This window comes from Mesorhizobium sp. f-mel (genome assembly GCF_053850215.1).
Window position 1 is genome coordinate 1 of sequence record NZ_JBSPTO010000014.1, and the last position, 24,212, is coordinate 24,212.

Sequence of the window (24,212 nt, forward strand, 5' to 3'; positions counted from 1 at the left end):
CCACTGGAATGCCGAAACTACATCGAAAACGCCGGATACAAGTCAACCTAAATGCGAAAGGCTCTAGCCAATCAGGCGCTCACTAGAGGCGCCGCGTGACCTGCATCGGCAGGCCGCCCTGCGGTTGCGTCGTCAGTTTCTGCACCGGCCACGGCTTAGTCTCGGCGGTGGTGTCGAAGCGGAAACGCGACAGCATGATCGCCAGAGCGATGATCGCCTCCTGCATGGCAAAGCTGGCGCCGATGCAGACGCGAGGGCCGGCGCCGAACGGTAAATACTGGAAGCGGTCGATCTTCTCGCGATTTCCCGGATGGAAGCGTTCGGGCATGAACGCGTCGGGCCGCTCCCACAGCTTGCGATGGCGATGAACAACCCACGGCATGACCAGCACCGCGGCGCGCCTCGGTATATAGAGGCCGTTCCAGGTTTCGGGTTCGATCGGCTCGCGGTTGATCGACGGCGCCGGCGGATAGAGCCTGAGCGCCTCGTCGAAGGCGGCGCGGGTGAACGGCATGGCGTCGAGCCACTTTGTCGGATCGGACTCGCGCGCCAGCACCGCGTCGATCTCGCGCTCGATCTTTTCGCGCTCCCAAGGCGCTTCGGCCAAGCAATAGAGCGTCCATCCAAGTGCACGCGCCGTGGTCTCATGGCCGGCACCGATGAAGGTGATGATGTTGTCCTCGACCTCGGCGCGCGTCAGCCCGTCCGGTCCCTCCGCCTTGAGCAAAAGCGTGAGAAAATCCTGCGGCCCCTTGTCCGGATCGCGCTTGACCCGCTCTTCGCGCATCTTGACGGTGTCGGTGACGATCTTGCGGAAATAGGCCATGGTCTTGCGGCCGCGGATGCGGGTCAGGCGCGGCAGCCAATCGGGCGCCCGCAACAGATCGAGCGGATCAACGCGGCCCATGGTCTCGAACAGCCGGTCGATCTCCTTGGCGAAGCTGCCCGGCTCACCTGATATCTCACCGGAAAACAGCGTCTCGGCCAGGATGTCAAAGGTAAGCAGCGTCATGTCATGGGCGATGTCCGACGTGCCGCCGCCCTCGTAGCGCGTGACGAACTCCCGTGTGCGCCTCAGCATCGGCTCGGCAAAACCGAAGATGTGCCGCGGCGTGAACACCGGCGCCATCGCCTTGCGCGAGCGCCTCCATACCTCGCCCTCAGCGGTCAGCAGGCCGTCGCGCAGGATCGGCCGCAGGATCATCTGACGCACCGTCGCCATCTTGTAGTTTTTCGCATTGTCGACCAGCACGTGGCGAATGAGGCCGGGGTCATTGGCGATGACCAGCGGCCCGCCGATGCCGGTCACCGAAATCCAGGGTTCGTTGTAGGTCGGCTCGCCCCACAGTTCGAGCGGATTGCGATAGACGATGCGGATCATCTCCAGCGTCGAAGGCGGCGAGGTACGCGGCTTCGGTGCCGGCGGGACGAAGGGGGCGGGCTGACTGTCCATGGCGTGCTCCGCTGGTCACCTCAATGTAATGGCTGGCAAGGCAAGCGTCCATGTCGCCGGCCTCTCCGGAATGTCACCGGGGCACTGGAAAGCACCTGATTGCCGGAACAGGGCGGCCTACTCTTGTTGCCGCCGCTCTGTTCCAAAATCGATCCACTTTTTGGGTCCGATGCCATGGCCGGCCGAGCGTGCTCTTCTTCCATTCGGAAATGCTTGCAAACCTTGGAAAAACCGCCTTTTGCACTTATATCTAGGACATCAAAGACGCGCGATTCGGAGCCGATTTCTGCGCTGGATGTGCGGCATCAATCAGACAGGTTTTCATGAGCGATCAGATCGACAACGCCAACGGCGCTGAGGCCGAGTACGGCGCCGATTCCATCAAGGTTTTGAAGGGGTTGGATGCCGTCCGCAAGCGGCCTGGCATGTATATCGGCGATACCGACGACGGGTCGGGCCTGCATCACATGGTCTACGAGGTCGTCGACAACGCCATCGATGAAGCGCTGGCCGGCCATGCCGACCTTGTCACGGTAACGCTCAACCCCGATGGTTCGGTGACGGTGATCGACAATGGCCGCGGCATTCCGACCGATATCCACACCGGCGAAGGCATTTCGGCGGCCGAAGTGATCATGACGCAGCTGCATGCCGGCGGCAAGTTCGACCAGAACTCCTATAAGGTGTCCGGCGGTCTGCACGGCGTCGGCGTCTCGGTAGTCAACGCGCTGTCGGGCTGGCTGAAGCTGAAGATCCGCCGCAACGGCCAGATCTACGAGATGAGCTTCACGCACGGCAATGCCGACGCGCCGCTGAGGGTCACCGGCACCTACGAACAGCGCAAGGTTGCCGGCACTTATGAGGGGCGCAGCGGCAGCGAGATCACCTTTTTCCCGTCAGCCGAGACGTTCACCATGGTCGAGTTCGACTTCGGCACGCTGGAGCACCGGCTGCGCGAACTCGCCTTCCTGAATTCTGGCGTTCGCATCGTTCTGACCGATGCCCGCCATGCCGACGTCGTGCGCCATGAGCTGCACTATGATGGCGGGCTGGAGGAGTTCGTCAAATATCTCGACCGCGTCAAGAAACCGCTGATCGACAAGCCGATTGCGATCAAAGCCGAGCGTGACGGCATCACCGTCGAGGTCGCCATGTGGTGGAACGACAGCTACCACGAGAACGTGCTGGCCTTCACCAACAACATTCCGCAACGCGACGGCGGCACGCATCTTGCCGGCTTTCGGGGCGCGCTGACGCGCCAGATAACCGGCTACGGCGAATCCTCGGGCCTCACCAAGAAGGAGAAGGTGGCGCTGATCGGCGACGATTGCCGCGAAGGGCTGACGGCCGTGCTGTCGGTCAAGGTTCCCGACCCGAAATTCTCCTCGCAGACCAAGGACAAGCTGGTCTCGTCCGAAGTCCGTCCGGTGGTGGAAGGGCTCGTCAACGAAGCTCTCGGCACCTGGCTCGAAGAGCACCCGACCGAGGGCAAGGTGGTCATCGAGAAGGTCATCCAGGCGGCAGCGGCGCGCGAAGCCGCGCGCAAGGCGCGCGACATCACCCGCAAGAGCTCGCTCGGCGTCACCTCGCTGCCCGGCAAGCTGGCCGACTGCCAGGAACGCGATCCGGCGAAGTCCGAAATCTTCATCGTCGAGGGCGACAGCGCCGGCGGCTCGGCCAAGGGCGGCCGTTCGCGTCAGAACCAGGCCATTCTTCCCCTGCGCGGCAAGATCCTCAATGTCGAGCGGGCCCGGTTCGACCGTATGCTCGGCTCCGACATGATCGGCACGCTGATCACCGCGCTCGGCACTTCGATCGGCAAGGACGAGTTCAACGCCGATAAGCTGCGCTACCACAAGATCATCCTGATGACCGACGCCGACGTCGACGGCGCCCACATCCGCACCTTGCTGCTGACCTTCTTCTTCCGGCAGATGCCCGAGCTGATCGAGCGCGGCCATCTCTATATCGCCCAGCCGCCGCTCTATAAGGTGACGCGCGGCAAGAGCTCGCAATACCTCAAGGACGAAAGCGCCTTCGAGGAATTCCTGATCGGCTCGGGGCTGGAGGAGGCGTCGCTTGCGCTCAGCACCGGCGAGGTGCGGGCCGGACAGGACCTGCGCAGCGCCATCGACGATGCGCTGGCGGTGCGCCAACTCATCAACGGGCTGCACACGCGCTACAACAGAGGCGTGGTCGAGCAGGCCGCGATTGCCGGCGCGCTCAACCCGGACGTTTTCGCCGATCTCGGCCGGGCCAACGCCATGGCCGATCGCGTCGCCCGGCGTCTCGACATCATCGCCGAGGACACTGAACGCGGCTGGACGGGCCGCATGTCGACCTCAAACGAAGGGGTCGGCGGCTATGTGTTCGAGCGCACGGTGCGCAGCGTCAAGGAATTCGCGCATCTCGATCTCGCGTTGATCAACTCGGCCGACGCTCGCCAGATCGACCGCTACGCACCGCGCCTCGCAGAAGTCTATGGCGAGCCGCCGGTGCTGCGCCGCAAGGATGTGTCGGAAACCATCTCGGGACCGCTGGCGCTGCTCAACGCCGTGTTTGCCACCGGCCGCAAGGGCTTGACCATGCAGCGCTACAAGGGCCTCGGCGAAATGAACGCCGAGCAGCTCTGGGAAACCACGCTCGACCCGAATGTGCGCTCGCTTTTGCAGGTCAAGGTCAATGACGCGACAGACGCCGACTCGCTGTTTTCGCGGCTGATGGGCGACGAGGTCGAGCCCAGGCGTGAGTTCATCCAGGAAAACGCGCTGTCCGTCGCCAATCTGGATATTTAAAGCCCAGGCCGGACGCTCAATTTCGAGCGCTCGAGACATCGTTAGTGGACCTAGGCCTGCCAATGATGTCTGCTGCATCGCAACAAAGGTTCACTGAGGGCCCGGTCGGAACGGAAAGGCTTCCAAGGCATTGTGATTGATCACAATCGCCGCAGGAGGCATTCATGGGACGTGGCATTTTGCTCTGGCTTCTCGGAGTCCCGATTCCGATCATTATTCTCATCATGCTTTTCGCACGGTAGGGGGCTGACATGCAGTCAACCCTATCGGCTGTCGACGTTTCCGCACCGACGGAATCCTCTTCCACCGCTGTCAGCTGGGGGCCGATCGTGGCCGGCGCCTTTGCTGCCTCGGGGCTAACACTGATCCTGATGTTGCTCGGCTCCGGGCTCGGGCTAACCATGGTTTCGCCGTGGTCCGGCTTGAGCACATCGGTCACAACTTTCGCGGCCTCCACCGCCGCGTGGCTGATCATCGTGCAGTGGCTGTCGTCGGCTGCCGGCGGTTATCTTGCCGGGCGCCTGCGCACCAAATGGGTCGGCGTCCACACCGATGAAGTCTTTTTCCGCGATACCGCCCACGGCTTCCTCGCCTGGGCGCTTGCAACGTTGCTCGTCGCCGGCGTGCTCGGCTCGGCGCTTTCCGCAGCTGTCGGAACCGGCGTCCAGGCCGCTTCGACAGTCGCGTCGGGCGCGGCAATGGGCGCTTCGGCAGGTGCCACTGCAAACGCCGGAGGCGCCGCGACCGACAACGCAACGTCGTACTTCGTCGATGCATTGTTCCGCCCGGCCGATGCGGCCAGGCTTGCTGCCGCCAACCCAGAGAGCGATGCGGCGGCGACGGCGCAGGCTTCGCGCATTTTGATCGCGAGCGCAGCAGCAGGAGAAGTGTCTGCCGACGACAAGACCTATCTGTCGCAGCTGGTGGCTGCCCGAGCCGGGCTGTCGGAACCGGATGCTAGGGCTCGTGTCGATGCCGTGCTTGCCAGGGTCGAAGAGGCGAAGGTTCAGGCTCAGCAGGCTGCCGATACCGCCAGGAAAGCCGGTGCCACCTTCGCGCTGCTTGGCGCACTGTCGCTGGTTGTCGGCGCTTTCATCGCAAGCGCCGCGGCAGCCCTTGGCGGCAGGCAGCGCGACGACGAGGAGGCGGTCTTCCTGACCAACCGCTGATCGGTGCTTGACGGTTTCTTCTATGCAGTGACACTGCCCCTGCATAGACATGCTGTTTCGATGGGGTGATTGCCAGCGCCGGTTCACCGAAACGAGCGCCGGCTCTTACTTTCCGGCAAAAACCGTGGACACCGCCTGGCTTGGCTCCAGTTTGCGGCCGAGATCGACGGCGTCGCGCAGCACCTCGATATGCGAGCGCGGCGGCGTTCCGGCCGCTGCGGCGACCTCGACGCCGGTCGCCTTCAGCGACCAATAGAGCCTGTGGGTGAAGATGCGGCCAAGCGAACTGCGCAGCTCGACCTGAATGTTCTCCACGCCGGGGCCGAAATTTTCCGCCGTCGGTCCGGAGATCGGGTCGCCCGTCAGCCAGCCATTGCCCCTGTCGAAGATGTTGGTCCAGCGCGTCGCGGCAAATACAGCGCCATGATGCACCGCCCGCTGCGGCCTGCCCGAACGGCTGCGCCCTTCCTGATAGAGGACGGTTCCACCGGCCGCCGTATCGGCGATTGGCGGACACGCCGAGAACAGCCGCTCAGCGATGCCGCGCCTGAATTCGGCGAGATTGTAGGTCACCAGAAATTCGCTGTGGGTCAGCGGGCTGCCGAGCGTGACGAAATCGCTGATCTTCCACGGCAATGGATGAACGTCGTCCCTGGCGCGGAGCTGGCGATAGAGTTCCCATTGATCTCGCCGGAATCCGGAGAGGTCATCCAAGCTGTCGGGCCACGCAGAACCATCGGCGTTGAGCGTAGCGCTGTCGACGGCGCGGATCGCTTTCAGTCTCGCCTTGTCGCGGACCGCTTCCAGCTTTCGCGGCCTGAAATCAGCCCACAATATCTGCAGCAGATCATAGGCGATGATTGATCCCAGGCTGTGTGAGACCAGCACGATGCGGTCGTAGGTATCGTCCATCATGAGACGCCTCAGCAGCGTCAGGCCACGGTCGCGGACAAGCGCGCGCTTCTCGACCGTTGCCGCTTCAGCACGGACATAGGCGGCCACATCACCGAAATAAGGAAGACCGAACCGGTCCACCGACCAGACGACGAACGAGGCCAGGATCGTGACGAGCATGCCCGTGGTCCAGGAAATATACCCTTGCAAGGCCGAGGTCGCGAGCACGAGCGCCGCGCCCAAGACTGTTATGACGGCCAGAAGCGTAACGACATAGAGCCCGCGGGCGTCGCGCGGAATGTCGGCGGGCTTGCGCCAGAGCAGATTTGTCACCCAGGCCGCAAGCCGGCCCCGCGTCGTGCCTTGCGTGATGTCGGCCCAGTAAAGCTCGTAGAAATCAGTGCGGCGGCCATCGACATCGTGAGGGGTGGTGATCCGGCGAAGCTCGTGCGAGTTCGTGCGGCTGTCAGGCGTGATCCAGCTCTGATTGATCTTCGAGCCGGCGGGACCGCCCGAATCGGCGACACGGGCGTAAAACGGCACGCGAGCAGGGTCGTGACTCCAAACAGCCTGAACAAATTCCCTCAGCGTGCCCATGGGTCGCTGTTCGCCCATCCCATGCACGATCACCACAGCCTGGCTGAGCTTGCGCGGCGCCTTTCCGGAGGCCGGCGGGCTGGTCTTGGTCGGCGGCGCAACAGGATGAGGGTCGGACACCAGTGCCTCCGTTTGGTGACAAAGCCCGGGACAGAATTTGTTCATCGTAGCGCTGAAACCGGCATGGGAGCAAAGGCGCTGCAGGCCGGATGTGCAAGTCAAGAAAAACCCGGCGCGGAGCCGGGCTTTTTTCCGAGCAATTAGCGGTGCACTGGACCGCGAATCCGGATCAATGATCCATGGCCTTGACGATCTCCTCGGTCATCTTCTTGGCATCGCCGAGCAGCATCATGGTGCCGTCCTTGTAGAACAGCGTGTTGTCGATGCCGGCATAGCCGGAGCCGAGCGAGCGCTTGACGAACAGGCAGGTGCGGGCCTTGTCGACGTCGAGGATCGGCATGCCGAATATAGGGGAGCTCTTGTCATCCCGCGCGGACGGGTTGGTGACGTCGTTGGCGCCGATGACATAGGCGACATCGGCCTGCGCGAATTCAGAGTTGATATCCTCGAGTTCGAACACTTCGTCGTACGGCACATTGGCTTCGGCAAGGAGGACGTTCATGTGGCCGGGCATGCGGCCGGCGACCGGATGAATGGCGTACTTCACGTCGACACCATTGGCCTTGAGCTTGTCGGCCATCTCGCGCAGCGCATGCTGCGCCTGGGCGACCGCCATGCCGTAGCCCGGCACGATAATCACCTTCTGCGCGTTCATCATCAGATAGGCGGCATCATCGGCCGAGCCCTGCTTGACCGTGCGCTCGATGCCGTCGTCGGCAGCGGTGGAAGTCTCGCCGCCGAAGCCGCCGAGGATGACCGAGATGAATGACCGGTTCATGCCCTTGCACATGATGTAGGAGAGGATCGCGCCGGACGAGCCGACCAGCGCGCCGGTGATGATCAGCGCCAGATTGCCGAGCGTGAAGCCGAGGGCTGCAGCCGCCCAGCCCGAATAGGAATTCAGCATCGAGACGACAACCGGCATATCGGCACCGCCGATCGGGATGATGAGCAGGACACCAAGGACAAGCGATGCCGCCACGATCAGCCAGAACACCAGCTTGGACTCGCTGGTGACCAGCAGCACGATCAGCACGATCAGCGCGATGCCGAGGGCGGCGTTGATGAAATGGCGGCCGCCGATCATGATCGGCTTGCCCGACATGCGACCGTCGAGTTTGAGGAAGGCAATGACCGAGCCGGTGAAGGTGATGGCGCCGATAGCGACGCCGAGGCTCATCTCGATCAGCGCCTGGGCGTGGATGTCGGCAACCGTGCCGATGCCGAAGCTTTCCGGCGCATAGATGGCGGCGGCCGCCACCATGACGGCGGCAAGACCGACGAGCGAATGGAAGGCGGCGACCAGCTGCGGCATCGAGGTCATGGCGATGCGCCGCGCGGTGATCGCGCCGACCGAGCCGCCGATCAAAAGGCCGAGCACGATGAGGCCGAAGCCCCCCGCCGAAGGGGTCGCCAGCGCCAGCGTGGTCGCAATGGCGATGCCCATGCCGATCATGCCGTACATGTTGCCCTGACGGCTCGTGGTCGGGTGCGACAGGCCGCGCAATGCCAGGATGAACAGGATGCCGGAAACCAGATAGAGGAAGGAGGCGAAGTTGGCGTTCATGTCGCTCTACTTGTCCTTCTTCTTGTACATCGCCAGCATGCGCTGGGTGACGAGAAAGCCGCCGAAGATGTTGACCGAGACCAGCATCAGCGCGACGAAACCGAAGCCGGTGGCGATGCCGGACGCCGAGATGCCGACGGCAAGCAGCGCGCCGACGACGATGACCGAGGAAATGGCGTTGGTGACGGCCATCAGCGGCGTGTGCAGCGCCGGTGTGACCGACCAGACCACGTAATAGCCGACGAAGATTGCCAGGACAAAAATGGCAAAGCGGAAGACGAACGGATCGATCGCCCCGCCGGACAGCGCGTGCGCGGCGTCGCCCGCCGCATCGGTGCCGCCTGGAGCTGTGGCCAGATCCTGCACAGCGAGACGGACGGCGGCGGTCGCCTGATCGAGCTGGTCAAGGGCTTTCTGCAAGGTCTGGTCCATCACGCGATCCCTTTCGGCTTGTTAGCGAGCGACTTGGGTGCGGCAAGTTTCCTGGATGTGGCAGCTTTCTTTGGCGCGGTCGGTTTTTCTCCAGCAGCGGGCTTCGCAGGCTCGGCCGAGGCGATCATCACCGCCGGCTTGCCGATGAAAGCCGGATGCACGACCTTACCGCCATCGGTCAGCATCGTCGCCTTGACCAAGTCGTCGTCGCGGTTGATGGCAAGCGTCTTCGTGGTCTTGTCGACCAGTGTCTCGAGGAACGCAAAAAGGTTCCTGGCGTAGAGCAGCGAGGCGGAGGCCGCGACGCGGCCCGGTACGTTGAGATGGCCGATGATTTTCACCCCGTTGGCCGTGGTCACCACCTGCCCGGGCACGGCGCCTTCGACATTGCCGCCACGTTCGACCGCGAGATCGACGATCACCGAGCCCGGCTTCATCGAGGCGACCATCGCGGCTGAAACCAGCTTCGGCGCCGGACGGCCGGGGATCAGCGCGGTGGTGATGACGATGTCCTGCTTGGCGATGTGCTCGGCGGTCAGCGCCGCTTGCTTGGCCTGGTATTCCTTAGACATTTCCTTGGCGTAGCCGCCAGCCGTCTCGGCCGCCTTGAACTCCTCATCCTCGACCGCCAGAAACTTTGCGCCAAGCGAGGCGACCTGTTCCTTGGCTGCGGGGCGCACGTCAGTGGCGGTGACGACGGCGCCAAGCCGCCTTGCAGTTGCAATGGCCTGCAGGCCGGCGACGCCGACGCCCATGATGAAGGCTTTCGCCGCCGGCACCGTGCCGGCCGCCGTCATCATCATCGGCAGCGCCCGGTCATATTCGGCAGCCGCGTCGATCACCGCCTGGTAGCCGGCGAGGTTCGCTTGGCTGGACAGGACGTCCATCGATTGGGCGCGCGTGATGCGCGGCATGAACTCCATCGAGAAGGCGGTGGCGCCGGCCCTTGCCAGAGCATCGACGGCAGCATCGTTGCCATAGGGATCCATGATGGCGATGACGGCAGTGCCCGGGCGATAGGCCTTCAGCTCCGCCTCATCAGGCCGGCGCACCTTCAGCACCACATCGGCCTTGGCGACATCGGCGGCCTTACCGATCACAGCGCCGGCCTTACCGAACTCCTCGTCAGGAATGCGCGATGCCGTGCCGGCGCCGCTTTCGACGATCACGTTGAATCCCAGCCCCGCCAGCCGCTTCACCGTGTCGGGCGAGGCAGCAACGCGCGGCTCGTTCGCATCGAGCTCACGAGGGATGAAAATCGTCTGTCCCACCGCATGATCCTTTCGGCTGGAACCTGTCTGCGCAGGACGCCGGCCGGACTTCCGGCGATGTCACGGGCAAGGGGTTTTGAAGAATTTACCGGAGAATGAAAGCGCCGAGGGCGAGGATCAGAACGAACAGGACAAATGCCGAGAAGAAGCCGCCCGCAAAGAAGCCGAAAGCCATTGCCAGAAGCACGGCGGCGCAAAACAGCGACCCGTATTTGGCGAGCATGACAAAGCCGGCATAGGTGCGGTCGTGCTCGGCATAGTCCATCTTCGCGCCTAGTTCGACAGGACCGGTCGGCGAGTGATCAGCCATAGGAATACCCCTTCGAAGACATCTTTCAGGCACATAGCGAAAAGCCAGGCCGAGGGCAATGGCGCTATTGCCGCATCGCTGGAGACAACAGCCTCAAAGGAAAGTTGAAGCTGCCCGCTGCAGAGAGATTGTTCCTGAGGTGACCGTGGCTGCCGCCTTGCACTTCCTTGCGGTTGAAGCTTGTCACATCAGCCGGCAAGATGCGGAAACAGCCCGAGCAGGCCGACGACGATCAGATAGAGCGCGACGATGTAGTTGAGGAGTCGCGGCATCACCAGGATCAGCACGCCGGCAATCAGCGAGATAAGCGGAGCGAGTGCGAGCGTGGAAATGGTCATGTCGTTTCCTTTCGATAGGATTGCCGCCAACGCTATGCGGGTCGACGTCGTTCATGCGCCACCGGCGCGCTTGCCAGAACGCCGAAGCGGCCGGAAAGCTCCATGGCTAGGCTGCAAAGTTGCCGAATGACTTGCCTTGTTTAGGTGCATGTTGTTGTCCCAAAACCACTGCGCGCTTTTGGGCGACGTGCATCAGGCGGCTTTGCGAAAATACTTGGCTGTGGGCAGGATGGTCAGCGGCGCGAGTTCACCGACGTGGGGCATGTCGAACAGCATACGCTGCTCCATCGGAGTCGAACGGAAGAACGGGAACCGGGAGAGGGACCGCTCGCGGATCGCATTGACGTCGGCACGGTAGAGCACGACCTTGTTGTAGACGCCGGGATAGGCGCGGGCCTCGCTGATCTTCTCGGAATAGTAGATCCGCTTGTAGAAGCCGGCGTGGTCCTCGCGAATGGTCGACAGGCAGTAAGGCGCGTTGAAATGGAAACACGCCATGCCGGCGAGCCGCAATGTTAGGTAGGGAATTTGCGGATAGACGCGTGACCAGTCGGGGTCGGAGGCGAACCGGCTGGGACAGATGAAGCTCAGTCCCTCGGCCAGCATCGGCATGACGATATCGCCGAAAGCCTTGGTGGAAGGCGACATCGGCGTCGCCAGCGTGACGTGATGGATGCGCAGCGTGCTGACGAGTTCCTGGTCGATGTAGACGCCGAAACGAAAGACATTCGGCGCGTCGTCGAGCTCGTCGTGAATGGTATGGTTCTCGTTGTCGGGCACCATATCGTTGGAGCGATACGACTTGTAGCGCAGCCGGTAAATGTCCTCGAGGTCTTCGCCCTTGTCGCAGCGACGGTATTCCGTCCGCTCGAGCATCGCCGAAACATTCCTGGCAAAGCTGGACATAGTGTCGGACGCATCACTCCCGTCCGCACCCGCCGCCTGGCGAGGCGAAATCAACTCAACAACCATAAACTCAATCCCCGGAACTGCCGCCGCATCAACACTACGACAGGGTCGTAAGATGTAAAGATGAAAACAAGATAGAGATCGTTTACCAGCTATTAAGGTTAATGATTGTAAAAATTATACCAAAGTACGAGATTTCTTCCATGAAAATCAGCGGTGCGTGGCCTTCCTGGCCGTCTTGATGTCCTTGGCGAAGGGCCAGACCGTGCTCGACATGGTCTCGATACCGGACGCGCTCAGCGCCGAGCCGAACAGGAACCCCTGAACCAGGTCCGGCTTGACCTGCAAGGCCAGGATCTTGAGCTGCTCGAAAGTCTCGACGCCCTCGACAGTCACCGAAAGCCCCAGTGGCCGTGACAGATTGACGATGCCCTTGAGCAGTTCGAGCGAACGGCTGTTCTGGGTAACGTCCATCAGGAACGAACGGTCGATCTTGATCTTGTCGAGCGGAAGTTTGTGGAGATAGCTCAGGCTCGAATAGCCGGTGCCGAAATCATCGAGCGCGATGCGCACGCCAAGCCGCTTCAATTCCTCGATATACTGACGCGTCAGCGACTTGTCGTCGAGCAGTGCCGTCTCGGTGACCTCGATCTCCAGTCGGCCGGCGGCGAGACCGGAACTGGCGAGCGCATGGCGAACCTTCTCGATAACGTCGCGGTTGCGGAAGTCCTTGGCCGAGAGATTGACCGAGACACTGGTCTGTGCGGGCCATTTGGCGCATTCGGTGCACGCTGCATGCAGGACGAAGGTGCTGATCTCGGAAATGATGCCCATTTCTTCCGCCAGCGGAATGAAGATGCTGGGCGAAATTGGTCCGAGATCGGGGTGGTCCCAACGGCACAGCGCCTCGCAGCTGGCTATGCGCATCGTGCTCATCGCCACGATTGGCTGGTAGACCACCCGCAACCCCTTGCTTTCTACCGCGGTGCGCAGATCCGCCTTCATCAGCTGACGGTTGCGGAAAGCGACCTCCATCGACGCCTCGAACAACCGCCAAGTATTCTTGCCGAGTTCCTTGGCCTTGTAGAGCGCGAGGTCCGCCTTGACGATCATGGCGTCGACATCGGTATCCCTGACCCTCGACAGCACCGCGCCACCGCTGGCCTGGATGCGCAACCCATGGCCGGCGACGTCGACCTCGCCCTGCAGCTCAATGAAAATCTCGTCGATTTGGCTGGACAGATGGCTCTCGTCCTCGACGCGGTCGAAGAAGATCATGAACTCGTCGCCCCCGAAACGGCTGACGGTGACGCCTGGTCCGGCGACCGCCGCCAGCCGTTCAGCGACGGCGTAGATCAATCCGTCGCCGACCGGGTGGCCAAGCGTGTCGTTGACGCTCTTGAAGTCGTCGAGGTCGAGCACAGCGAGCCCGCAGAGACGCTCGAGGTCACCGGATGCCATGGCCTCTCCGATCAGCTCGTGGAAATAGGCGCGGTTGGGCAGGCCGGTGAGGTTGTCATAGCGCGCCATGAAGCGGATCTTGTCTTCCGCCTCAACGCGGGCCGTCACATCCTCGAAGGTGATGACCCCCAGTTCCTGGCTGCCTTCACGCGCCGAGAACTCATAGTGCTGACCGTTCGCGAGCGAGACGAGAACCTTGCGGTCGCGGCCCTCGCGCAGGGCGCGCGTAAGCTGGGCTTCGATGTAGCGGCAGTCCTTCGGCGCCAGCATGCCGCCGGCAACGCCGCGCATCAGCAGACCGCGAATCGATCGCCCGAGCAGCGCGTCGGGCGATTTGAGCGACATCAGATGCGCGGCTTCGGCATTGGCCACCGCCACCCGGCCGTCGGGGCCGAGCATGACAAGGCCGTGCGACATGGTGTTCAGCGCCCGATTGAAGCGCTGGGCAAGGCGGTTCGCCTTCTTCTCCTCCGACACCGCCGCAAAAAGCACATCGCGCACCGTATTGGCGAATTTGCGGATCGCGAACAGGAACGGCGCTGACAGCAGGCCAAGGAGGACATGATAGATATCGCCGCGCAGCAGGAAGCCCAGCGAGATGGGCCAGGTCAGTGCAAGGGTCAGGATGGTCACCATGCGCGGCGAGCCGTAGTTGCGGCCGGCAATGGAGGTCGCGGTCGCCAGCGTCAGGCAGACGGAGGCGATCTCGGCGAAATCGTCGCGCGCAAAGTAGATGCCGAGCAGGCAAAAAGCCCCGAGCGTAAGCCCATGCATGGAGCCGTAGAGTATATAGTCGTTTTCGCGCTTGTGCGCTTCCTCCCAGGTCGTCGGTGATGGCAAGTTGTTGTATTTTTGGAAGTTTCTCATGCGGAATATGCCGACGAGAACCATCGCAATCGCAACAACCAGGTAACGCGGATCGCCGTTCTTCCACCAGACAAGGCCGATCAGGAAGGTTTGCGCGAGAATGCCGATCGAAAGCGTCACCCCGTCGCGAAACAGAGTTTCCACGAACGGGATATAGACGTCGACAGGAATCTCGTTTTTTCTTTTCAGATTCACGCCTGAATCCCAACCCTGGGGAGCCAAGCTGTGTCACATTCGCCTTAAGAAAGATTTAGAGAGGCTGTTCCGGGCTTTGCCGTCAGTCGGTTGGCGCCGGGAAGCTACCCTTCAAACAAACAAGGCATATCGATTACTCGGCGGCCTGGAGTTCCGACCGAACCGGCATTTTTGCCAGGCGATCGAGCAGCCTTAGGCGTTCGCCAGCGGCCTTTTCGGCACTGGCCTGCCTGACGTGACCATAGCCGCGAATGAGCGCCGGCACCGAGGCAAGCGCGGCCGCGGCCTCGACCTTGCCCGGCGCCAGCGCGCCAGCGACAAGCTCCAGATCGGCCTCGTACTGCGCAAGAAGCTGCCGTTCCATACGCCTTTCGGAGCTGTAGCCGAACACATCGAAGACCGTGCCGCGCAAGCCTTTCATCGCTGCCAGCAGGCGGAACCCCTCCATCATCCAGGGACCGAAACTCGACTTCCTTGGCTTGCCGTCCTTGCCGCGCCTGCCCATGATCGGCGGCGCGAGATGGAATTCGAGCTTGTCGTAGCTCTGGAACTGCTTGCCCAGCTCGGCGGCGAAGGAGCCGTCGGTGTAGAGCCTCGCCACCTCGTATTCGTCCTTGATCGCCATCAGCTTGAACAGGTTCCTCGCAGCGGCCTCGGTCACAGCAGTCGAACCGGGCATCGCCCTGGCTTCGGCCTTGCGCAGCGCGGCCAGTCTGTCGGCGTAGCGCGTGGCATAGGCAGCGTTCTGATAAGCGGTGAGGAAGGCGACCCGGCGGGCGATGATGTCGTCCAGCGTTTCGACGACAGCGGCGTTCTGTGCAGCCGTGCCCGGCCGGGCAACGAGGCCGCGCACGAAATCCGGCTGGTGGGCGGCGCGGCGGCCCCAGCGGAAGGCTGAGACGTTCATCGCCACGGCCTGGGCATTGAGTTCGATCGCCTTTTCGACTGCCTCGGCCGACAGGGGCAAGCCGCCATGCTGGAAGGCGAAGCCGAGCATGAACATGTTGGCGCCGAGCGAACTGCCGAACAGCGCGGTGGCGGTGCGGGTGGCGTCGAAGAAATGCGCCTTGTCGTCGCCGGCGGCGGTGCGGATCGCCTTTTTCAGCCGCTCGACAGGCAGCGAGAAATCCGCCGACCGGGTAAACTCACCGGGCATGATCTCGGCGGTGTTGGCGAGGAAGATCGTGTGGCCCTCACGCACCGCGGCGAGCACCTTTTGAGCGCCCGACACGACGAGGTCGCAGCCGAGCACAAGGTCTGCCTTGCCGGCCGAAACGCGGATGGCATGGATATCGCCCGGGCTGCGCGCGATGCGGACATGGGTGAACACCGAGCCGCCCTTCTGGGCAAGGCCGGCCATGTCGATCATGCCGCAGCCCTTGTCTTCGAGATGCGCCGCCATGCCGAGCACCGCGCCGATGGTGACGACGCCGGTGCCGCCGACGCCGTCGATGATCGCTGCCCAGCCCTGTTCGCCGAGCGGAAATTCAGCGGGCGCGGGCACGCCGTCGAGCGGATCGGTCGTGCCGGCCATACCCTCGGCCTTCCTGATCTTGGCGCCATGCACGGTGACGAAGGACGGGCAGAAGCCGTTGACGCAGGAGAAATCCTTGTTGCAGCTCGACTGGTCGATCCTGCGCTTGCGGCCGAATTCGGTCTCGACCGGCTGGATCGACACGCAATTCGACTGCACCCCGCAATCGCCGCAGCCTTCGCAGACCAGTTCGTTGATGAAGACGCGCTTGTCGGGATCGGGGAATGTGCCGCGCTTGCGGCGGCGGCGCTTTTCGGCGGCGCAGGTCTGGTCGTAGATCAGCACGGATGTGCCCTTGACCGCGCGCAATTCGCGCTGGACGAGGTCGAGATCGTCGCGGTGATGGATGGTGGCGCCGGCGGGGAATTCGACCTTGCCGGTATATTTGTCCGGCTCGTCGGTGACGATAGCGATACGCTCGACGCCCTCGGCCCGCACCTGCCTGGCGATCATGTCCACGGTCAGGCCACCCTCGTGTGGCTGGCCTCCGGTCATGGCGACGGCGTCGTTGTAGAGGATCTTGTAGGTGATGTTGGCGTCGGTCGACAATGCAAAGCGGATCGCCAGCGCACCAGAGTGGTTGTAGGTGCCGTCGCCGAGATTCTGGAAGATGTGGTCGCGCTTCGAGAACGGCGCCTGGCCGACCCATTGCGCGCCCTCGCCGCCCATGGCGGTGAAACCAACGGTGTTGCGGTCCATCCAAAGCGCCATGAAATGGCAGCCGATGCCGGCGGCGGCGAGCGAGCCGTCGGGCACCTTGGTCGAGGAATTGTGCGGGCAGCCGGAGCAGAAGAAGGGCGTGCGCGAGGCGATGTCTGACGTGTCGGCGAGCATCGCCTGGAACTGGCGAAGTTTCGCCACCCGCGCGGCGATTTCGTCCGACGGGCCGATTGTCCGCAAGATTCTCTCGCCAAGCGCTATGGCGATGTCGTTGGGATCGAGCGCGCCCTTGGCCGGGAACAGCCCGTCGCCGCGCTCGTCCTTCTTGCCGACGACGACCGGCTGCATGGCGGTGCCGTAAAGGTTCTCGCGCAGTTGCACCTCGATCAGCGAGCGTTTCTCCTCGACGACGACGATGGCGTCGAGGCCGCGAGCGAAATCGGCGATGTGCTGCAGGTCGAGCGGCCACGGGCAACCGACCTTGAACAGCCTGATACCAATGCGGTTGGCGGCAGCCTCGTCGACGCCGATGTCTTCCAGCGCCTGGCGGACGTCGAGATAGCTCTTGCCGATGGTGACGATGCCAAGCTTCGGGGCACGTCCACCGGAATAAACGATCCGGTTCAGCCCGTTGGCGTGGATAAAAGCCGAAGCGGCGGCGCGCTTGTATTCATGCAGCCGCTCCTCCTGGCCGAGCATGTCGATCTCGTTGCGAATGTTGAGGCCGCCGGGCGGCATCTCGAATTCCGGGGTGACGATATCAAGCCGTTCGAGCGCGGCATCGACCGAAGCCGTCGATTCGATGTTGTCCTTGACGCATTTGATCGCCGCCCAGGTGCCGGCGAAACGCGACATGGCAAAGCCGTAGAGCCCGTAGTCGATGATCTCCTGGACCCCGGCCGGATTTAGGATCGGCACCATAGTGTCGACGAACAGGAATTCGGTGGCGTGCGCGTTGGTTGAGGATTCGGCCATGTGGTCGTCGCCCATCAGGGCAAGCACGCCGCCATATCTAGACGAGCCGGCCAGGTTGGCATGGCGGAACACGTCGCCGGATCGGTCGACGCCCGGTCCCTTGCCGTACCAGACCGAAAAGACGCCGTCATGCGTGCCCTCGCCCAGCAACTCGGCCTGCTGCGATCCCCAGCAGGCCGTGGCCGCGAGTTCCTCGTTGAGGCCGGGCTGAAAGACGATGTCCGACTGGGCGAGCTGCTTCCTGGCCTTCCAAAGCTGCATGTCGAGGCCGCCGAGCGGCGAGCCGCGATAGCCGGAGACGAAGCCGGCGGTGTTCAGGCCAGCCCGGCGGTCGCGCGCGCGCTGCATCAGCAGCATGCGGATGACAGCCTGCGCGCCGGAAAGGAAGATGCGCTCCTTCCTCAGGTCGAACTTGTCGTCGAGCGCGACATCATACAGCGTCATCAGGCATTTCCCTCTGCGGAGGCCACACTTCGAGCACAGCCAACGTCGGAGTCGGATGCTGCAGTGTTTCTTCCCTTGCCGGGCAGGTCAAACAAAATCGAAGATGCCAGACGAGGCGCAACAAATGATCCGTGCGCGGCCGTGTGGCGCCACGAAACGCCTGTCGGGGAGGATGGCCGAGCACGAAAATTCCGGCGGCGGTCAGTGCCGCTGGTGACGCATCATGCAGCCTTTGGGCAACTGGGCTTCGGTTCGCCGGGCAGCTTGCCGTCGACATGGCCGGCCAGGTCCTTGTTGAGCTCGTAGACTGGCCCGACCACGAGAGGCCGGTCGGGCAGGACCGACTGGTCGAGCGAGGACGTCAGTGTCGTCTCGAAACTCTGCAGCAATTTGCCGCTGCGATCCTCGATGCGGATCGACACGGTATAGGGCTTGTCCTTTACGACGCAGGTGAGCGGCGGGCTGGTCAGCGTCACATGCGGCAGCTTCGGCCATATTTTCTGGGTGACGATGATCGGATCACCACCGGCCGGGTTCTGGAAGGAGACCACGGCGACCTGTCCCTCACCCACCGGCCGCAACGGATTGAGGGTGATGACATAGGTGGCGATGCCCAGCCGGTAGTTGAACTCGAACAGCTTCCCGGAAATGGCGAACAGCTGGTCCTTGCCGGAGTCACGGCAGGCGCCGAGCGCGGCCACCGCGAACAACGCCGCGACGACAATCATCGCGCGCGAGTATCTTTTAGACATTGGTGATCTCCCTCGCCGCGGTCCGGCGGCGATAGTATCGGTTTGCCTTCTGTCGGTTGCCGCACACCGCCATGTCGCACCAGAGGCGGCTGGAATTGCGGCTTTTGTCGACAAACAGCCAGCTGCAGTTCGGACATATCCTCAGCCTGGCGATTGTGTCGCCGCGCAGCAGCGACAGCGCCGAGACCGCAAGCGCCGCCTCGAAGGCAATCGGCGTCCCCGGATTGCCGAACGGTTTTCCGGGCCTCCCGATTTCGGTGCGGCTTTGGGCGAGTCCGTCGGCGCAGGCTTCAAGGAATTCAGGCATGTCTCCGGTAGTGATCGCACCTTTCGAAACCGCGCGGCGAAACAGCCGATCGGTCGTCTCCCTGATCGACAGCACCACCGGCGCGATCTTTTCAGGCGCCGGCGCTACGAGCGGCCTGCCGCCGAGCTCGGCGGCGCGAAACCCGCTCGCCGCTTCGGCAAAGCGGGCGATCTCCGCCGGATCTTTGAGCCGGTCGAAGGTTTTCTCCGGATCGTTCCGCAAGACGACGGTGTTCGCCGTGTCGAGCGCAAGCATGCCACCGGTGAAGCGGTGCGGAGTCCAGAATACTACCATATGGCGAATCTAACCGATAAATCGCGTTTGACAAGTTAGATTCCGGGTGCAACGCTCGTCACGGAGGCGATCGCCATCGCCTTGTCTTGAGAACGTCGTTCGTCCCAAACCGCTGCGCCCCGATTGCGGGGCATGCATCGAGGACATTGCATGCTCTATTTCTTCCAGCAGGTTCTGAACGGGCTGCATTCGGGCGCGCTCTACGCATTGCTTGCCTTCGGCTACGTGCTGACCAACGGCATCCTGCACCGCACCAATCTTGCCTATGGGGCGCTGTTCGCCTTTTGCGGGCATACGATGATCCTCACCGCGGCGTTCGGCTATCAGGTGCTGTGGCTGACGCTGTTTGCATCCGTCGCGCTCGGCGTAGCTGCGGCGTTCCTTTATGCGGCGCTGCTCAGCCGTGTCTTGTCGCGAAGCATCTTCGAACCGTTGGCCGACCGCTCGCCCAACGCCATCGTGGTGACGACGCTCGGCATATTGCTGGCCCTGTCGGAAGCCAGCCGTATCGCCGCCGACACCCATGATCTGTGGCTGCCGCCAATGCTGGCCCAGCCCATCATTTTTGCGCGAGGGGCCAATTTCAATGCCACGCTGACGCTCATCCAGTTGCTCGACTGCGCTGTCGTCGCGGCAACTATCGGGCTCGCCGCCTGGGCGTTTGCCCAATCAAGCTTCGGCCGGCGCTGGCGCGCCGTGTCCGACGATCCCAGGGCGGCAGCGATGTGCGGCGTCGATGTTCGCGCGGTGCTTCGGCGTGCGGTGCTTTTCGGCGGCCTTTGCGCGGCACTGGCCGGCGTGCTCGCCGCCTTCTACTACGGCAACATCAGCTTCGGCACAGGGTTGGTCTACGGGCTGAAAATCCTGTTTGTGACGGCGGTGGGCGGCTATCTCTCGCCGTTGCGGGCAGCACTTGGCGCTGCCGCTTTCGGCATGGCCGAATCGCTGTGGGCCGGCTATTTTCCGCTCGAATGGCGCGATGGCTGGATGTATCTGTTCCTCGTCGCCATGCTGGTGCTGATCGGCACCGGCCGCGATCAGGGCAAGATCGCCTGACTGTACCAAGCCTGGGTAGACTTTGGTTGCATGACGTCTACAGCGCGCGCGTCCTCTCGGACGCGCAAAGGACGCTGTAGCATTTTGATTTTGCGCATGATCCCAGCGAAAATCGATTCCCATTTTCGGGGTCATGCGCCGGGTCAGGCGGCTGCTTCGCCCCCCTTCCTCATCTCAAAAGCCCCTTCCTCACTTCACAAGATTGTTTTAGTCGGTCTGTCCCTGTGTTGACCCGCCGGGCCACGCACGGCATACCGTTGGGCCACATCGAGGCGGCGGAAAAACAAGCGGGATGGCGCGCCGCTGATACTTTGAAGCACGCAACGTGCTTTCCGAAAATCGACACCGATTTCGGGCCGGTGCGTAAAGGGAGGAATGCATGGCAGGGCTTCTCGCTCTATCCAGAACCATTGATCGTGTGAACGAATTCATCGGCAAATGGGTGTCGTGGCTGATCCTGCTGGCAATCCTGGTCAGCGCCGCCAATGCGGTCATCCGCAAGACGTTCGACATGTCATCGAACGCCTGGCTGGAACTGCAGTGGTATTTGTTCGGCGCGGCCTTCATGCTGGCCGCTGCCTACACGCTGAAGCAGAACGACCATATCCGCATCGACATCGTCTACGGCATGTTCTCGCGCCGCGTGCAGCACTGGATCGACCTTCTCGGTCACCTCTTTTTCCTGATGCCATTCGTGACGCTGATGGTGATCTATTTCGTTCCCTATGTGTCGCTGTCGTTTCGCAGCGGCGAAATGTCGAACAATTCCGGCGGGCTGATCATCTGGCCGGCAAAGGCGATCCTGCTGGTCGGCTTTTTCCTGCTGGCGCTCCAGGGCATCTCGGAGATCATCAAGAAGATAGCCATCATGCGCGGTGAGATGGACGATCCCACTCCATTCATATCGGTCCATGAGCAGGCCGAACTCGAAGCGAAGGCGCTCGCCGAAGAGGTGCGCTCGTGATCGAGTTCATCGCCCAGAACATGGCGCCGATCATGTTCGCCTCGCTGGTCATCTTCCTGCTGATCGGCTACCCGGTCGCGTTTTCGCTCGCCGCCAACGGCCTGCTGTTCTTCCTTATCGGTGTCCTTCTGTCGCCCTATTCGGGCGGCTCGATCAATCTGGCTTGGCCGCTGCTGCACGCACTGCCGGACAATTTCTACGGCAGCCGGGTGATGTCGAACGACACGCTGCTGGCCATCCCGTTCTTCACGTTCATGGGCATCGTGCTCGAACGATCGGGCATGGCCGAGGACCTTCTCGATACGATCGGCCAATTGTTTGGACCGATCCGCGGCGGGCTCGCCTATGCCGTGATTTTCGTCGGCGCGCTGCTTGCCGCAACCACGGGTGTGGTGGCTGCCTCCGTCATCGCGATGGGCCTGATCTCACTGCCGATCATGCTGCGCTACGGCTATGACCGCCGTGTGGCGTCCGGCGTCATTGCCGCATCGGGCACGCTCGCCCAGATCATTCCGCCCTCGCTGGTGCTGATCGTTCTGGCCGACCAGCTCGGCCGCTCGGTTGGCGACATGTATGCGGGCGCGCTGATCCCGGGGCTGATTCTGACCAGCCTTTACACGATGTACATCGTGATCATGTCGATCGTCCGGCCGAAGTCGATGCCGGCCCTGCCGCTGGAGGCCCGCACACTCGGCCACGGTGTCCTGTCGCTGCTGGTCGCGGTGTTGGCGGCAGTCGTGGTTTCCTACGCGGCCTATCGCTATCTTGCGCCCTCGCAGGGCCAAAACGCCGACATCCTCGGCGCCACCATCGGCGTGATCTTCATCTATGTTGCGGCGATCGCCGACCAGCGCCTGAAAATCAACATGATGTCGCGGCTGGCGCAGCAGGTGATCATCGTGCTGATCCCGCCGCTGGCGCTGATCTTCCTGGTGTTAGGCACCATCTTCCTTGGCATCGCCACACCGACCGAGGGCGGCGCCATGGGGGCTGTCGGCGCGCTGATCATGGCGGCGATGAAGGGGCGGCTATCGCTGGATGTGATCAAGCAGGCGCTGGCCTCAACGACGCGACTGTCGTCCTTCGTGCTGTTCATCCTGATCGGGGCGCGTGTATTCTCGCTCACCTTCTACGGCGTCAACGGCCATATCTGGGTCGAACACCTTCTGACATCGCTGCCGGGTGGTGAAGTCGGCTTCCTGATCGGGGTGAACATCCTCGTCTTCCTGCTCGCCTTCTTCCTCGACTTCTTCGAACTCGCCTTCATTATCGTGCCGCTTTTGGCGCCGGCTGCCGACAAACTCGGCATCGACCTGATCTGGTTCGGCGTGCTGCTCGGCGTCAACATGCAGACCAGCTTCATGCATCCACCCTTCGGCTTCGCGCTGTTCTACCTGCGTTCGGTCGCCGCCAGGGTGCCCTATCTGGATCGCCTCACCGGCAAGCAGATCGCACCGGTGACCACCGGCCAGATCTATTGGGGTGCGGTCCCCTTCGTTTGCATCCAGGTCATCATGATCGGCCTGACCATCGCTTTCCCGCAGATGGTGATGCACTACAAGGGCACGCCAGTGGACCCGGGCACGATCGATTACCAGGTACCGGAAACGCCGGGCCTGTCGCCGCTTGGCACACCGCCGGCGGATGGCGCGGCGCCGACTGTGCCTGCACCGGACCTGTCGCAGCCGCCGAATTTCGGTGAAACGCCGCCTGCCAAGCCAGCAGCGCCAGCACCCGATCTGTCCCAACCACCGAGTTTCAATTGATGCCGGAGGTTCAACAGACATGAAAGCGGTGCGGCTGGAGGGCGTAGGCAATATCGCCCTGCGGGAGGTCGGCAAACCGGCCGCCGGGCCGGACGATCTCCTGGTGCGGATCGAGGCATGCGGCGTCTGCGGAACCGACCGGCATCTTTTCCATGGCGAATTTCCCTGTACGCCGCCGGTGACGCTCGGACATGAACTCTCCGGGATCGTCGAGGCGATTGGAACCGGAGTGTCCGGCTTTTCGGTCGGCGACCGCGTCACCGGCGATCCCAACATCGCCTGCGGGAGCTGTCCGCACTGCCATGCCGGTCGCATCAATCTCTGCCATAATCTGATTGCCATCGGCATCCGCCGCGACGGCGGCTTCGCCGAATATGTACTGCTGCCTCAGAAGCAGGCCTTCCTCCTTCCGAAAGACCTTAAGCCGACACATGGAGCATTCTGCGAGCCACTTGGCTGCTGCCTGCATGGCATGGACCTGGCGCAGATCAGACCCGGCTCCTCGGTCGCCGTGCTTGGCGGCGGTGTGATCGGCCTGCTCACCGTGCAACTGGCGAGGCTTGCCGGCGCGACGACAATCATCCTGTCGACGCGGCAGGCCTCGCGGCGTGCCCTCGCCGAAGAATTGGGCGCAACGGCGACGGTCGACCCAAGCGCTTGCGATATCATCGACACGGTCGTCGGTGCGTCGGGCCTGATGCCAGGCGGTGTCGATGTGGTGTTCGAATGTGCTGGCGTAAGAGAGACAGTCGAGCAATCGATGCGGCTGGCCAAAGCCGGCGGTACGGTTGTCGTCGTCGGCGTGATGCCTCAAGGCATGAAGGCCGAGTTCGAACCTTTCGACCTGTTGTTCCGGGAATTGAGGGTCCTGGGCTCGTTTCTCAATCCGTTTACGCATCGCCGGGGCGCCGATCTCATCGCCTCGGGTGCGATCGAGATCGACAAACTCATCTCACGGCATGTGACGCTTGAGGAGGCGGCTGCGGTGATCGCCAATCCGCCTGCGCCAGGCGAAGTCAAGGTGCTGGTTGTGCCGCGCTGATCCGGCAAATCGAAGTGTGACGGCGCCACGCGTCCGAAGA

The 24,212-nt window shown here is 62.8% G+C and carries 18 protein-coding genes; 6 read left to right on the plus strand and 12 right to left on the minus strand.

Going from position 1 to position 24,212, the window contains the following annotated elements; all coding sequences use genetic code 11:
- Positions 1-82: 82 nt before the first annotated feature.
- Positions 83-1,453 carry a cytochrome P450 gene (locus ACWUKX_RS17900; protein WP_456008199.1) on the minus strand — a complete coding sequence of 457 codons (1,371 nt, stop codon included), beginning with the start codon at positions 1,451-1,453 and terminating at the stop codon, positions 83-85.
- A gap of 323 nt (positions 1,454-1,776) precedes the next feature.
- Between ACWUKX_RS17900 and gyrB the strand changes: the two genes are divergently transcribed.
- Positions 1,777-4,248 carry a DNA topoisomerase (ATP-hydrolyzing) subunit B gene (gyrB, locus tag ACWUKX_RS17905; protein ID WP_456008200.1) on the plus strand — a complete coding sequence of 824 codons (2,472 nt, stop codon included), beginning with the start codon at positions 1,777-1,779 and terminating at the stop codon, positions 4,246-4,248.
- Positions 4,249-4,499: 251 nt separating this feature from the next.
- On the plus strand, positions 4,500-5,417 hold the full coding sequence (locus ACWUKX_RS17910) for a hypothetical protein (protein ID WP_455839614.1): 918 nt from the start codon (positions 4,500-4,502) through the stop codon (positions 5,415-5,417).
- A gap of 105 nt (positions 5,418-5,522) precedes the next feature.
- Here the strand turns inward: ACWUKX_RS17910 and ACWUKX_RS17915 are convergent, their stop codons facing one another.
- From ACWUKX_RS17915 to ACWUKX_RS17965, 11 genes are all read right to left on the minus strand, one after another.
- Positions 5,523-7,028 (minus strand): hypothetical protein, encoded by a 1,506-nt coding sequence (locus ACWUKX_RS17915; protein WP_456008201.1) that lies wholly within the window; start codon positions 7,026-7,028, stop codon positions 5,523-5,525.
- Between the two features lie 169 nt (positions 7,029-7,197).
- The gene (locus ACWUKX_RS17920; protein WP_456008202.1) at positions 7,198-8,595 is read right to left on the minus strand and encodes an NAD(P)(+) transhydrogenase (Re/Si-specific) subunit beta; all 1,398 of its coding nucleotides are present in this window, start codon (positions 8,593-8,595) and stop codon (positions 7,198-7,200) included.
- Positions 8,596-8,601: 6 nt separating this feature from the next.
- A complete protein-coding gene (locus ACWUKX_RS17925) occupies positions 8,602-9,027 on the minus strand; it encodes an NAD(P) transhydrogenase subunit alpha (RefSeq protein WP_029347614.1) in 426 nt (141 codons plus the stop codon).
- Entirely contained in the window at positions 9,027-10,298 is a 1,272-nt protein-coding gene (locus tag ACWUKX_RS17930; protein WP_456008203.1) for a Re/Si-specific NAD(P)(+) transhydrogenase subunit alpha, read from the minus strand. Before ACWUKX_RS17930 ends, ACWUKX_RS17925 begins: the two co-directional genes overlap by 1 nt.
- Before the next feature lie 85 nt (positions 10,299-10,383).
- Positions 10,384-10,608, minus strand: coding sequence for an aa3-type cytochrome c oxidase subunit IV (locus ACWUKX_RS17935; protein WP_029347610.1), 225 nt, complete (start codon positions 10,606-10,608; stop codon positions 10,384-10,386).
- A 188-nt stretch (positions 10,609-10,796) separates the two neighbouring features.
- Entirely contained in the window at positions 10,797-10,946 is a 150-nt protein-coding gene (locus ACWUKX_RS17940) for a DUF3096 domain-containing protein (RefSeq protein ID WP_455848523.1), read from the minus strand.
- A 192-nt stretch (positions 10,947-11,138) separates the two neighbouring features.
- Positions 11,139-11,918 carry an N-acyl amino acid synthase FeeM domain-containing protein gene (locus ACWUKX_RS17945; protein WP_456008204.1) on the minus strand — a complete coding sequence of 260 codons (780 nt, stop codon included), beginning with the start codon at positions 11,916-11,918 and terminating at the stop codon, positions 11,139-11,141.
- 147 nt (positions 11,919-12,065) lie between these two features.
- Entirely contained in the window at positions 12,066-14,378 is a 2,313-nt protein-coding gene (locus tag ACWUKX_RS17950; RefSeq protein WP_456008205.1) for a putative bifunctional diguanylate cyclase/phosphodiesterase, read from the minus strand.
- A gap of 133 nt (positions 14,379-14,511) precedes the next feature.
- Positions 14,512-17,991, minus strand: coding sequence for an indolepyruvate ferredoxin oxidoreductase family protein (locus ACWUKX_RS17955; RefSeq protein WP_456008206.1), 3,480 nt, complete (start codon positions 17,989-17,991; stop codon positions 14,512-14,514).
- Between the two features lie 221 nt (positions 17,992-18,212).
- Positions 18,213-18,743, minus strand: coding sequence for a hypothetical protein (locus ACWUKX_RS17960; RefSeq protein ID WP_065006075.1), 531 nt, complete (start codon positions 18,741-18,743; stop codon positions 18,213-18,215).
- Positions 18,736-19,344, minus strand: coding sequence for a CGNR zinc finger domain-containing protein (locus ACWUKX_RS17965; RefSeq protein ID WP_456008207.1), 609 nt, complete (start codon positions 19,342-19,344; stop codon positions 18,736-18,738). Before ACWUKX_RS17965 ends, ACWUKX_RS17960 begins: the two co-directional genes overlap by 8 nt.
- A 150-nt stretch (positions 19,345-19,494) precedes the next feature.
- On the opposite strand from ACWUKX_RS17965, the gene ACWUKX_RS17970 reads away from it, so the two are divergent.
- The 4 genes from ACWUKX_RS17970 (at position 19,495) to ACWUKX_RS17985 (ending at position 24,172) form a co-directional block, all read left to right on the plus strand.
- Positions 19,495-20,400, plus strand: coding sequence for a branched-chain amino acid ABC transporter permease (locus ACWUKX_RS17970; RefSeq protein WP_065006077.1), 906 nt, complete (start codon positions 19,495-19,497; stop codon positions 20,398-20,400).
- A gap of 379 nt (positions 20,401-20,779) precedes the next feature.
- Positions 20,780-21,364 (plus strand): TRAP transporter small permease subunit, encoded by a 585-nt coding sequence (locus ACWUKX_RS17975; RefSeq protein ID WP_455848530.1) that lies wholly within the window; start codon positions 20,780-20,782, stop codon positions 21,362-21,364.
- Positions 21,361-23,130, plus strand: coding sequence for a TRAP transporter large permease (locus ACWUKX_RS17980; RefSeq protein WP_456008208.1), 1,770 nt, complete (start codon positions 21,361-21,363; stop codon positions 23,128-23,130). Before ACWUKX_RS17975 ends, ACWUKX_RS17980 begins: the two co-directional genes overlap by 4 nt.
- 19 nt (positions 23,131-23,149) lie before the next feature.
- The gene (locus tag ACWUKX_RS17985; protein WP_456008209.1) at positions 23,150-24,172 is read left to right on the plus strand and encodes a zinc-dependent alcohol dehydrogenase family protein; all 1,023 of its coding nucleotides are present in this window, start codon (positions 23,150-23,152) and stop codon (positions 24,170-24,172) included.
- Positions 24,173-24,212: the final 40 nt, after the last annotated feature.